Source organism: Vreelandella nanhaiensis (assembly GCF_003990185.1).
In the GTDB taxonomy this organism is placed as follows: domain Bacteria; phylum Pseudomonadota; class Gammaproteobacteria; order Pseudomonadales; family Halomonadaceae; genus Vreelandella; species Vreelandella nanhaiensis.
In genome coordinates this window covers 1-12,394 of sequence record NZ_RZHF01000018.1, presented here as the reverse complement: position 1 = coordinate 12,394, position 12,394 = coordinate 1, and the positions used below count along the sequence as shown (strand labels likewise).

The following is a 12,394-nucleotide window of genomic DNA, read 5'->3' as shown; positions in this document are numbered from 1 at the left end:
AGAGTTATAGTCAAATCTGGTGGATGGCGGTCAGGCGGCAGTCCTGTCTGACTGATCGGTTACTTGCTCTCCATCCTGGAACCGGACGTTGTTCACGACCAGTTCCAGCTTGCTGAACCCCTTGATGCGCTTCCAGCGCTTCTCGGCGCTCTGGAGCAGCTTGAAGACCATCGCCAGGGTCGTCGCTCTGGAGCCGCAGTTCCGGCTGCGCTTGCTCCGCAGGCGGACCGTGGCGAAGGTCGACTCAATCGGGTTGGTGGTGCGGATATGCACCCAGTGCTCTGCCGGGTAGTCGTAGAACGCCAGCAGTTCCTCCCGATCCTTGGCCAGGCACGCCATCGCCTTGGGGTACTTGGCCTCGAAGCGTTTCAGCGTGCGATCGAAGGCCTTGTGCGCCTCGTCGCGGGTCTCGGCCATCCAGATGTCATGCAGGTCGGCCTTGACCTTGGGCTGTACTGACTTTGGCAGCTTGTTCAGCACGTTAGCCGTCTTGTGAACCCAGCAGCGCTGATGGTCGGTCTCCGGGTAAATCTTGCTCAGGGCCGCCCAGAACCCCATGGCGCCGTCGCCCACCGCCAGCTTGGGAGCCTGGGTCAGGCCGCGTTCTCGCAGGCCTGTCAGCAGGGTCTTCCAGCTGTCCGCCGACTCGCGGAAGCCGTCCTCGACGGCCACCAACTCCTTGCGGCCCTGCTCGGTGACCCCGATGATCACCAGCAGGCACAGGCGGTCATCCATGCGCACGTTGCTGTACACCCCGTCGGCCCACCAGTAGACGTAGCGACGGTCTGACAGGTCCCGCTTTCGCCACTCGGTATGCTCGTCCTCCCACTGCTTCTTGAGCCGTGACACAGTGTTGGCCGACAGACCCTTGGCCTGGTCGCCCAGCAGTGCCGCCAGCGCCTCCTGGTAGTCGCCAGTGGAGATCCCCTTCAGGTAGAGCCAAGGGATCAACTCCTCGATGCTGCGGGCTCGCTTCAGATAGGGCGGCAGCAGGCTGCTGTTGAAGCGAGCGCCACCGCCACTGCGGTCACGCACCTTGGGCACCTGCACGCTGACATCCCCGATCCCGGTCTGGACCGTGCGCTCGGGCAGGTAGCCGTTGCGGACCACGGCCTGGCGTCCATCGTCGAGCCGCTGATCGGCATACTGCGCCAGAAAGGTGGCCAACTCGGCCTCGACGGCCTTGGCGATCAGGTCACGGGCACCTTGGCGCAGCAGCTCGTGCAGCGGGTCAGCGACCTGGGGTTCTGGTTGTGAAAGAGTCCGGAGGGTAGAATCGGCCATGGCGTATCCACTCGTGTTGGTTGAGATCTTGGTCGTGATCAATCAACAGGATACGCCACCCTTCCTACCTCCTCCCATACACCAGACTTGAGCTTAACTCGATTAGCAACGCATATAAGGAGAATGAACTTGGCAAAGATTAAACACGACGCAGAGGCGTTTCACGCCGAGATAGCTATGCGCGTTTACGATGAATCTGTGACCGACGCTATTGACGTTATCACTCGTGATGGTGAGCCAGAAACCCTGCTGGCAGTGGTGCGAAGCCTTGTTGATTTTAACGTGTATTACAGCAATCAGAAAAACTATAAGACGTACCAACACGCCTATGCTGCTATCGGTGCTGCAATTGATAAGGCGAACCCAGAGCATCAGCCACTAAACAAACACTGGAATAAATGAATCTTAATAGGGAAATAATATTTATCACTTTGCCTAGGTATAGAAAAAGCCCCTGCCAGCCAGTGGAAGGGGCTTAGAATAGATCCTCTTCGTCACACTTCAGTGCTACCGAAAGTGGATGCTACCAACGTTGTGATGATCGCATTAGCTCTTTCTACGCTAGTGATGGAAGAGCTCAATCAACAACACACGACGAATATTAAGGGTTTGACGGTAGCCAAGCCGTTGTTCTCCAAAGGGCTGAAAAAACGCTCTGCCTTGTCTTTATCGACATTCACGACGAATGAAGTGTCAGTTCTTCATAAACACTGTTGATATTGTCGTCTTCTTTATTACTCGGTTCCGGCTTCGGATACAGAGGTTCGATAAGCCCGTTGGATAATGCTAGTAAATCGCTAAGCTGTTCGTAATCGAAGCTAACGCCATCTACATTGCGTTGCTCAAGGCGTGAAATGGCATCTGATATAGCGGTCATGGTGTGATCCTCCACCCCTAAAGGAGGTAATGCCTGTACCAGCGGCTGTCCGTTGTCCCAACCGATTTTAATAGGTTGGTTGATGATATTGACCTGGGTGCCCGCCGGTATGCGGTCAAAAATTGATTCAATATCGTCAGGCAACATGCGTATACAGCCACGGCTTGCGCGCATGCCAATGCCATCGGGCTGGTTGGTGCCGTGAATCAAATAGCCATCGAAGCCTAGGATGATGGCATGGTCTCCTAGCGGGTTATCGGGGCCGGGTGGCACAACGCTGGGCGCGGTTTCACCGCGTGCTTCCGCTTCACGTTTTACCGACTCAGGCGGGTACCACGCGGGGTTTTTAATGTTCATGGTGGTCTCGGTCACGCCTAGAGGAGTATCAAACCCTTCGCGACCAATGCCAATAGGATAGGTCTCAACACGCGGTGTCTCACCGTTTTTGACATCTGGGTAGTAGTAAAGCCGCAGCTCGGCGATATTGATGACGACACCAGTACGCTCGACATTCGGCAGGATGAAGCGTCCTGGAATGGTTACTTCAGTACCCACTCCGGGCACCCAAATACTGACCTCTGGGTTAGCACGTACAATCTCCTGGTAGCCAAGGTTGTGACGTCTGGCAATATCAATCAGAGTATCCTCGTAATCCTTCACAATGAAGGTGTCAGCCTCTCCGATAATATTGCCTTCCTCAGGTAGCGGGTAATGCCCCTTGGGCCATTCCGTCTCCTGGGCAGTGGAAGGTTGTGCCGCCATGGCGACAGGGAGCCATGCCAGAAACGAAACCATCACACTCACGATGAAGCCGATCTGCATTGGCCATGGGAGGAATCTCTTAAGTATTGCTGCGTTCTTTGCCAAGAGCATCGCTAGGTTCCTTTTTCATCTAATGCGTCGTTTTTTGATCGAGATAAGTTCAGTTTTAACCCGAGCAGCGTCAGTAAGGCAGCGAGTATCCAAGCGGGGCCACTACCGGTGCGTGTGAAAGGAGTTAGGCCCTGCATCGGGGTCACCTCGCCAGTTAAACTGGCCTGTTCAAACTGTGGGGCACGGGCTGTGACGTGACCTTGTGAATCGATGATGGCCGTCACGCCATTACTGGTAGCTCGAAGTAGGTGACGACCATTTTCAAGGGCACGTAGACGCGCCATTTGAAGATGTTGGTGTGGGCCAATGGAACGCCCAAACCACGTGTCGTTGGAAACCGTTAATAGCAGCTCGGCATTACGCGCCTGTTGGGCGACATGGTCGGCGAAAATGATCTCGTAACAGATAGCATTGCCAATGGTGGTTCCAGCCACGTGTAACGGAGCCTGTACGTCTGAACCAGGGGTCAGCCGGGGTGTTGGCAAGTCGAAAAAAGCAAGGGTGTCAGCGAGGAGGCTTTGGAATGGCAAATACTCGCCAAAGGGCACTAAGTGCGCTTTTTGGTATTCGCCTTGCACATCATTTAGCCCTATGACGCTGTTATAAGAGCGCCCTTCACTGTCGCGTTGCAAAATGCCGGTCAACAAGGCGGTGTCAGGCCCCAGGTCGGACGCTACTTGTTCCAGTATTTGCTGTGCTTCCTGCTCAAGCATGGGAAGGGCTGCCTCAGGCCAAACGATGAGGTCGATATCCCTTGCTTGCTCCCGTGTCATCGTCGTGTAGATACTGATCGCTTCGCGCTGCCCTTGGGCAGTCCACTTAATGCGCTGATCAAGATTCCCTTGCAACAATGCCACCTGGATGGGCTTGCCAGCCGGGGTTGTCCATTGGACGGGCAATAGGAATGGAACGATCCACAGGGCGGCCATTGGGACGAGGAAAATCCAGCGGCGACGCAGTACCTCTACCCCTAACGTACCTGTCAGCGCGGTCATGAGTGACAGCAAGTACACACCACCAACGGGCGCCCATGGGGCTAGTGGAGAATCTATCTGAGAGGTGCCCAGCAATAACCAGGGAAAGCCGGTGAGCAACCAGGTGCGTAGCCATTCGCTCACCACCCACATACCGGCAAAGCTAAGAAAGGCGAACCGTGGCCCCGTGATGCGTCGATAGAGCCCAAAGGGGACTGCAAAGAAGAGCGCCAGGACGCTAACAAATAGCGTGGTGAGGAGCATCGCCACCAAGGCCCCGGTGCCACTGAAATCGTGAATAGCAACGAAGACCCACGATGTGCCAGAACCGAACAGGCCTACCCCATAGCACCACCCACGCAGGGTGGCCATGGCGGGCGTTAGCGACTGTATCTTCCAATAGACCAGTGCCACGGCCACTGGGCCAAGCCACCATAGGGAAAAGGGGGCGGCACTCAAGGTGGTCAGTACCCCAGCGGCGAGCGCTACAACGCAATCGACTATTGGTGAGGAGCGCCCAGCAAAAAGCGTATATTCTTTATCTTTATCGACCACATCCATAGCGTTACTCAGAGCGCTTAAAAGCAGGACTTTCACGCCATAATGCCACTGCGAACATCAATACACCTGCAAACAGAGCGATATCGGCCATGTTAAAGGCGGGCCAATGCCATTCGCCCCAGTAAATGTCCAGATAGTCGACGACGTACCCTCGCGCTAAGCGATCAACGGTATTACCGAGCGCGCCGCCAAGAATCAGGCTGTACGCACAGGCCTCCAAGCGCGACAGGGGTTTGCATAGCTGCACAACCAATACGACGACCACCACCAACGCTAAACCAAGAAAGAGGTAGCGCTGCCAACCCCCTGCTTCTGCGAGAAAGCTGAAAGCGGCTCCTGTGTTCCCGGTATAAACCCAGTTAAAAAACGGCGTTAGCGGAATGACTTGGCCAAACGACATCTGGGCATGCACGATTTCTTTGACCAGTTGATCGGCTAGAGCCAACACGCAAGCAAATGTGAACCATGGCCAACGTCGTGAAGGGCTGTCGTGTTGCGCTGTGCTCATGACGTTGTTTTTCCTTGTGACAGGCCTGTCAATGCGGTACTGGGCGAAAAGCGATAACCCAGCAGTCGCATGGCGTTCAACGTCACAAGGACGGTAGCACCGGTATCGGCCATCACCGCAATCCACATACCGGTAATACCCAGCGCTGTGGTGACCAGGAAAATGGCTTTTAAGCCAAGGGCGAGAACAACGTTGGTTTTCACATTGCGCAGCGTGGCACGAGAGAGGTCTATCAGCTCAGCGATGCCGGTAACGCGGTTCTTGAGCAAGGCTGCATCGGCGGTTTCCAACGCCACATCCGTGCCGCCTCCCATCGCGATACCCACATCGGCTGCCGCGAGTGCCGGTGCATCGTTGATGCCATCGCCTACTTTACCGATGGGGCCACGACCTGCCGCTTGCCAGTCTCGAACATACGCTGCCTTGTCTTCAGGCATGAGTTCGCCGTACGCTTCAATGCCTAAGCGACCCCCAGTGGCAGCGACGGTGCGGGCATTATCACCGCTGAGCATGACAGCTTGTACGCCTAAACGGGATAGCGCCGCTAGGCCTTCAAGGGCATCTTCGCGTGGCTCATCGCGAACCGCGATCAAGCCCAACAAACGCTCGCCTTCGACGAGGAGAGCGAGGCTCTTACCGGCTTCTTCTAACGCGATAATCCGAGCACTGAGACTTTCCTCAAGGATGACTTGCTCGTGAAGGTGACGAGGCGTCATTAAGCTCAGCTCGCGACCCTCCACCCGGCCTGAGACACCGCGCCCCGCCAAAGCACGACTGCCGGTGACGGTGGGGAGGTTTAGGCCCGATTGTCGGGCATGCTCAACGATAGCCGTGGCGATAGGGTGACTGGAATCTCGCTCTATCGCGGCGGCGAGCCGCAATACGCTGTTATCATCTTCCTCAGCGATCCAAGACTCCACATCTGTGACTCTTGGGGTACCCGCAGTGAGGGTGCCCGTTTTATCTAACGCCACCAAGCGAAGCTTACCTAACTGTTCAAGAACGGCTCCCCCTTTGATCAGTAGGCCGCGCCGAGCGCCCGCCGAGAGGCCTGCGGCGATGGCGGCTGGGGTGGAAATGACTAACGCGCAGGGGCATGCGATTAACAGCAATGCTAACGCACGGTAAATCGACTCCGACCATGCCATGGTCGATACCAGCGGTGGCACTATCGCCATCAGTAGGGCGAGTAAGACGACGGCGGGCATATAGTAATACGCAAAACGATCAATAAAGCGTGCTATCGGTGCCTTGGCGGCCTGTGCTTCTTCAACCAGGCGAATAACGCGTGCGATCGTATTGTCATCAGCGCCTCGTGTTACCTCCACCTCCAGGGCGGCATCAAGATTCACCGTGCCAGCAAAAATGTCATCACCAGGCGCTCGCGAACGGGGTATGGACTCGCCGTTTACCGGCGACTCGTCAATGTCGGAGGTGCCCACCAGGATGCGTCCATCGCAGGGAACGCGATCACCGGGCCGCACCAGCACACGCTGGCCGGGTTTAAGTGACTCCGCCGAGACATCACGCAGATGGCCGTTGTCCATCAGCCTCGCCGTTGAGGGTGTTAAATTTGCCAAGGCTGAGATACTGCGGCGCGCCCGTGAAGCAGCTACCCCTTCGAGTAGCTCACCTACGGCGAACAAGAACACGACCATCGCAGCTTCAGCGGCAGCATTGATGGCCAATGCGCCAACCGCAGCGATGCACATCAGCATCTCGATGGTAAAGGGGTTGCGCATTTTGAGGGCGCCCCAGGCACTCTGCGCAATGGGCATTAAGCCGACCAGCGTGGCCAGAATGAACGGCACATTACCCAGCGCAGGCCATGCTAAACGAAGCGCGAAGGCTACGATCAGCAGATTTCCTGTGATAATGACCAAGCGCCCTTTAGCGGTTTGCCACCAAGGGGATGAAGCACCAGATGCGCGTGTTTGGCCAGCAGGGGAAGTCACTTGATAGCCTAGTTCGTTCAGGATACCCTCAATGGTCTGTTGAGAGGGGCCACCCTGATCGCGGTGGTGAATCTTCACCGATCCCGTGACCGAGCTTGCCGTGACTTCCTCAATGCCGTCCAGCCGCTCTAGCGCCGACACGACCTTGCGCTCACAACCGCCGCAGTCCATGCCTTCAACACGCAGCGTCAAAAAGGTAGGCGCTGTCGCCTGCGTTGATGTTTTCATGGTGCCTCTTCTCCCAATGGGCTATGGTTTCGCAGTGTAAACCTTGTAGCAACTACAGCTTCAAGCCCTGCGTAAGGAGTTTTACCATGTCGATGATGGGGCAAAGTATCAGCATTGGTGAGTTAGCACGACGAGCCGACTGCAAACCAGAAACGGTTCGCTATTACGAGCGTATTGGGCTGTTGCGCGATGCGACACGAACCGGTGGGGGGCAGCGCCGCTATGGAGACGACGCTGTGCGGCGCTTGACCTTTATTCGTCATGCCCGAGACTTTGGCTTTTCGGTGGAGTCAGTGCGAGAGCTTTTGGCCATGTCAGATCAGCCTGATATGCCTTGCCAAGAAGTCGATGCCATCGCCACGCATCACCTAAAGAAAGTGGAGTCCCGCCTTCAGCGACTGTCCGCACTGCGTGAGGAGCTTCAACGGATGGTCACGCAGTGTGCCGGTGGTAAAGTGGAAAGCTGCCGAATCATTGAGGTCATCAGTGATCATCAGCTCTGTATCACTGAAAAATCGCACGGAGGGGCTCACGACTTAGGTTAGCACTAACGCTACGCCCCACGCCCAATGGTTAGCCCAGCGAAACATCCAAAAACAGCATGAGTACCAATCCGATAGAGAGGCCCAGCGTGGCCTTTTTTTGGTGCCCGCTTCGATGAGTTTCGGGAATAATCTCATGACTGATCACATACAACATCGCCCCCGCTGCAAAGGCCAACCCCCAGGGCAGTAGCGCTTGTGACATGCTGATGACTCCAGCGCCTAATAAGCCACCCAACGGCTCAACAAGCCCCGTAAGGGCGGCAATCGTCCATGACCGCCAACGTGAATAGCCCACGCCTAGCAGTGATACTGCTACGGCCAGTCCTTCTGGGGCATTCTGAAGTCCAATGCCAATCGCTAGTGGAATGCCTCCTTCGCTTCCCCCTGCGCCGAAGGCCACGCCAACGGCCAGCCCTTCTGGCAGGTTGTGTATCGTAATGGCAATAATAAACAACCAGATACGACGTAGTGAGGCAGCCTCTGGCCCTTCTCGCCCCTGTTCGAAGTGCTCATGAGGTAAGAGTTCGTTCAGTAGTGCGACCATTCCAATCCCTAGCAAGATGGCCGCACAGGCAATGGCAGCAGGTACCACGCTACCTCCGTAACGCAGCTCCGAGGCTTCTAAGGAGGGTATGATCAGTGAGAAGAAAGAGGCCGCTAGCATGACGCCAGCGGCGAACCCCAACGCTAAATCGCGAACACCACGATTCGGTCTTTTGGTAAACAAGACAGGAAGCGCCCCGACAGCCGTCATCAAGCCCGCGGCAAGGCTTCCCAATACCCCCATGGTGACGAGAGAAACCTCTTCCATACCGATTACCTGTCTTGTGGTAGATGAGTGATCACAGCGCTAGGGTTCCATAACGAGGCAAGCACACGTTCACGTTACTAACAATCCATGCAACGTTGCTAAGCACGGGTGGTTACGGCTCGTTAAACGAGATCAAGTCATAAATGGACGCCGTGCCGATAGCTTGTTCCAAGCGATCTCTTGCCTCGTAAAGTGACGCTTGATATTCACCTTGAGTCGGCTGCTCACCCAACATGATGCGTTGACCTTGACCAAGGGGATCAACAGGCTGGTTATTGACTCTCACTTCGTAATGCAGGTTGGGGCCCGTGGCGACCCCGGAGGAACCTACCTCTCCGAGCGACTCTCCCGCATTGACTAAATCCCCAACCACTAGCTGTGGGGAGAATCGGCTAAGGTGTGTGTAGCGACTAATGGCCCCTGTGTCGTGCTCCACCTCGATCACCTGCCCATATCCCCCTTGGCGACCCATAAAGAATACGCGCCCAGGTGCGGTGGCAATGACCGGCGTTCCTGTCGGCGCAGCCAAGTCAATTCCATTATGAGGACGCATCCCTCCATACACAGGATGTCGCCGATTCCCAAAGCGAGACGTTAAGCGGGCACTAAGCACGGGCAACCGCAACGTGCCTAGCAGTGTGTCGCTTTTGAAAAGAGCTACGTCCCCCTTTTGGGTGACCGGCCATATGACCTCCAAGGGCTCTGCCTGATCAGGCAGAGCGGCATAACTGAGGCGTGGTGGCCCAACACGGGCGCCGTCCTGGCGTCGATCTTCCTCCCACACTAATTGAATACGTTCACTGCCAGAAAACTCCAGCGGCGCTGCTATAAACTCGCTGAGCAGTGTTTCCAGTTTAGTGGCGAAACGCGTTGGGACACCTTCTGCTGCCAAGGCCTCGTAGAGAGTGGTATTAATGACGACATCACGCCCAAAGGTTAGGGTATCAACGCTATCGAGCGGTAATGTGCCTTCTTGCTCGCTAGCCGCCTGTAACTTGACAGGGCTAAGTTCAGACGGCGGCAATGACAGATGCGTTTGCCAATTGGCTTCGGCTAGCAAGGGGTAAAAGCCCACAAAGCCTAGTAACCACCAGCGCTGCATCACTGGCCATCCTCTTCCCCAGAGATCTCCGCTACTTCACTCTCAACGGCATCAATCAGCTCTTGCATACCAAAGGGGTCTAAAGGCTCGCCATTGACAAAAAAGGTGGGTGTTTGGCGAATCTGATTGGCTCTGACATCCGCCATGTCTTGGTCAATCACCGCCTGCACCTCAGCAGAAGTCAGTTGCTCTTCGGCAGCCGCTAAATCAAGGCCTCCTTGGCTCGCGATATCGAGGATAGCGGATTCATCAAAACTGCCATGTGAAGCCCATTGATCCTGGCGAGCCAGCAGCCTCTCCAGTACCGGTTCAAAGACGCCCTGACGACGAGCAACTTCTAATACCCGAATGGCCTTGTCCGATACGTCGCCGTGGAAAGGAGTGTAGCGCACGATGAGCCGCACTTTTTCTGGGTAGGTTTCCAGAATACTTTTTGTCAGGGGGTAGAAGGCACGGCAGGCTTCGCAAGCCGGATCGAAGAATTCCACAATCGTCACCGGCGCGTCTTCTCGACCCAAAATGGGGGAGTGTGAACGTACCAGTGAGTCCTCGGCCTGGACACCATTCTCTTTTGCTGCCTGAGCCTGCATGTCCAGGAGGGCAGGTTTTGATACGGCGACGATCGCAGCGGTCAGCAATAATGTGCCGGCCAATATAAAAGACGCTTTTTTGAACATGTTTCACTCTCTGTCTCAATGATGGGGTGGAAAAGTCGGGTTGAAAAACAAGCCAATCGCTATGGGAGTAAGCCCCCACTACCAACCTGAGCCGGGAGCCGGCCTCGGTCTGTCACTCATGCCCATATAGATTGGCATTTTGATGCGCGTGGTCACTATGCTCAAACTCTAGGCTGGAATGAGCAATATTGAAGCGCATTTTAAGCTGCTCCTTGATCTCTGCTTTGACGGATTCAAGCTGCTGCCAGCCGGTTTCTGTCAGAACCACGTGACAGTCAAGGGCTGCCATGTTTTCCTGCATCTGCCATAGATGCACATGGTGAATATCCTGGACTCCCTCGATATCTCGTACGGTCTCAACGACTGCCTGCCCGTCAATGTCCGGGGGAGATCCCAGCATTAGCGTACGGATAGGGCCGCCAATTTCAGAGAAGGCTAGGTAAAGAATATATAGCGCAATCCCTATCGTGATCGCGGGGTCTACCCAGCGCATGTCGTACAGTAAAATAAGCGAACCACCGATAATCACAGCGATGGAAGCAAACGCATCCGATAAGTTATGCAGAAAAAGGGCGCGGATATTGACACTCCCTTTTTGCATTGACCACGTGAGCATGGCGGTTAGGGCATCGACGACAAGCGCGACGCCACCAATAATCACGATCGTCCATCCCTCTATCTCAGGAGGATCGATCATCCGCATAGCGCCTTCGTAAATCAGGTAGACGCCGACAATAATGAGGGTTGTGTAGTTGATGAGTGCTGCCACTATCTCGATCCGGCCATAGCCAAAAGTCATGTGCGCATCGGCGGGCCGCCTGGCGATTTTACGAGCGGCAAAGGCAATGACTAACGCAGCCATGTCAGAAAAGTTATGTAACGCATCAGCGATCAGCGATAGGCTTCCCGCCATAATACCACCGACGATTTGAGCGATGGTTAAGAGCCCATTGGCCCAAATGGAAATACTGACGCGCCGGTCGCCAGAGGCAGGATCAATGTGGGGATGATCATGATGATGTCCCATCTGTTAGCTCCTCTCGAATTATCTGTTCTTGGTACTATAAAACCTCTAGCAACTAAAGCTTCAACCCTTGAGCATTGTCTATTTGTATCGCTGGATTGGGAAGCACGTCCCTTGCTCCCAAGCAAGCCATGGCGCGCTGGGCCTAAGTGATCATGTTGTAGGTACAGAACTCAATCCATTTCAACCGGTAATGTCCAATCCACCATGAGTAGGTTCATTTATTTTGTCGAGGCGCACCTTGTCTGGTTTGTGATGGTTGTCGCGGGGGTAGGCTTACTCTTTCCAGCCACCGGAATAATGCTTGAGTTCGCGATTGGGCCATTACTGGCATTACTGATGTTGATCATCAGCCTCACATTCGATGCGCATGCAGTTCGCATCGTGTTCCGAAAGCCGTCACGGCAGTTGTTGGCATTGGGGCTGGTCTATGGGCCTATGTCGATTGCCGGGTGGCTAACGGGCCGTCTATTTTTTGGGCTCTTCGACGTTGGGTGTGGAATTCGCCCCCTGAGCTGGGCCAGAATATGACCTCCACAGCGGCAGGAGGTATGACATGGACGGCACCCAGATTCTAACACTCGGCCTGGGCTTGGAAGCGCCCTGGATCCTCAAGAACCAGTACCTGGATACCGCCGTGTCGCCCCACCGCCTGGACCTCTATGTCGAGGCAGAGCGAGGCAGTCTCTATCCCTGCCCAGAATGTGGTAAGGCCTGCCAAGCTCATGACTTTGCCGACAAAACCTGGCGGCATCTGAACTTCTTTCAGCATCACTGTTACCTGCATGCTCGCGTGCCGCGCACGAAGTGTCCTGACCATGGCGTCAAGCGCATAGAGGTGCCCTGGGCCCGGCCGGGCAGCGACTTTACCCTGCTGTTCGAGCAAGCGGCCATGTCACTGGTCAAGGAGCTGCCGGTACTGGCCGTCTCCCGCCAGTTGGAGATTTCCGACAAACGACTATGGCGCATCGTGCA

Annotated in this window: 13 protein-coding genes; 4 read left to right on the top strand and 9 right to left on the bottom strand. The window is 55.4% G+C overall.

Translation table 11 applies throughout. The annotated features are described in order from the left end of the window. Positions 1-30: 30 nt before the first annotated feature. Positions 31-1,284, bottom strand: a complete 1,254-nt coding sequence (locus tag ELY38_RS14075) for an IS256 family transposase (protein WP_113271324.1) — start codon at positions 1,282-1,284, stop codon at positions 31-33. Positions 1,285-1,413: 129 nt separating this feature from the next. Between ELY38_RS14075 and ELY38_RS14070 the strand changes: the two genes are divergently transcribed. Further along, on the top strand, positions 1,414-1,686 hold the full coding sequence (locus ELY38_RS14070; RefSeq protein WP_127062892.1) for a hypothetical protein: 273 nt from the start codon (positions 1,414-1,416) through the stop codon (positions 1,684-1,686). A gap of 274 nt (positions 1,687-1,960) precedes the next feature. Here ELY38_RS14070 and ELY38_RS14065 read toward each other — a convergent pair whose 3' ends face one another. The 4 genes from ELY38_RS14065 to ELY38_RS14050 are packed head-to-tail and all read right to left on the bottom strand — an operon-like array spanning position 1,961 to position 7,260. After that, complete coding sequence (locus tag ELY38_RS14065; protein WP_127062894.1) at positions 1,961-2,983, bottom strand: L,D-transpeptidase family protein; 1,023 nt, start codon at positions 2,981-2,983, stop codon at positions 1,961-1,963. A gap of 53 nt (positions 2,984-3,036) precedes the next feature. Next, on the bottom strand, positions 3,037-4,569 hold the full coding sequence (lnt, locus tag ELY38_RS14060) for an apolipoprotein N-acyltransferase (protein WP_127062893.1): 1,533 nt from the start codon (positions 4,567-4,569) through the stop codon (positions 3,037-3,039). Positions 4,570-4,573: 4 nt separating this feature from the next. Next, positions 4,574-5,077 carry a signal peptidase II gene (gene lspA / locus ELY38_RS14055; protein ID WP_127062891.1) on the bottom strand — a complete coding sequence of 168 codons (504 nt, stop codon included), beginning with the start codon at positions 5,075-5,077 and terminating at the stop codon, positions 4,574-4,576. Continuing rightward, complete coding sequence (locus ELY38_RS14050; protein WP_127062890.1) at positions 5,074-7,260, bottom strand: heavy metal translocating P-type ATPase; 2,187 nt, start codon at positions 7,258-7,260, stop codon at positions 5,074-5,076. Before ELY38_RS14050 ends, lspA begins: the two co-directional genes overlap by 4 nt. Positions 7,261-7,346: 86 nt before the next feature. On the opposite strand from ELY38_RS14050, the gene ELY38_RS14045 reads away from it, so the two are divergent. Next, complete coding sequence (locus tag ELY38_RS14045; protein WP_127062889.1) at positions 7,347-7,805, top strand: MerR family transcriptional regulator; 459 nt, start codon at positions 7,347-7,349, stop codon at positions 7,803-7,805. A 28-nt stretch (positions 7,806-7,833) separates the two neighbouring features. Here ELY38_RS14045 and ELY38_RS14040 read toward each other — a convergent pair whose 3' ends face one another. The 4 genes from ELY38_RS14040 to ELY38_RS14025 all read right to left on the bottom strand — a co-directional run bounded on the left by ELY38_RS14040 (position 7,834) and on the right by ELY38_RS14025 (position 11,422). After that, positions 7,834-8,616: a ZIP family metal transporter gene (locus tag ELY38_RS14040; RefSeq protein WP_035556053.1), complete on the bottom strand. Its 783-nt coding sequence runs from the start codon at positions 8,614-8,616 to the stop codon at positions 7,834-7,836. A 112-nt stretch (positions 8,617-8,728) separates the two neighbouring features. Beyond that, on the bottom strand, positions 8,729-9,718 hold the full coding sequence (locus tag ELY38_RS14035; RefSeq protein WP_127062888.1) for a M23 family metallopeptidase: 990 nt from the start codon (positions 9,716-9,718) through the stop codon (positions 8,729-8,731). Then, positions 9,718-10,395, bottom strand: coding sequence for a DsbA family protein (locus ELY38_RS14030; protein WP_127062887.1), 678 nt, complete (start codon positions 10,393-10,395; stop codon positions 9,718-9,720). The genes ELY38_RS14035 and ELY38_RS14030 overlap by 1 nt, the downstream gene beginning before the upstream one ends. Before the next feature lie 112 nt (positions 10,396-10,507). Next, positions 10,508-11,422, bottom strand: a complete 915-nt coding sequence (locus tag ELY38_RS14025) for a cation diffusion facilitator family transporter (protein WP_127062886.1) — start codon at positions 11,420-11,422, stop codon at positions 10,508-10,510. 204 nt (positions 11,423-11,626) lie between these two features. Between ELY38_RS14025 and ELY38_RS14020 the strand changes: the two genes are divergently transcribed. Together ELY38_RS14020 and ELY38_RS14015 are read left to right on the top strand one after the other, a co-directional pair. Continuing rightward, a complete protein-coding gene (locus ELY38_RS14020) occupies positions 11,627-11,950 on the top strand; it encodes a hypothetical protein (protein ID WP_246009150.1) in 324 nt (107 codons plus the stop codon). A 25-nt stretch (positions 11,951-11,975) separates the two neighbouring features. Beyond that, on the top strand, positions 11,976-12,394 hold a 419-nt coding region (locus tag ELY38_RS14015), incomplete at its 3' end, for a helix-turn-helix domain-containing protein (protein ID WP_185858991.1).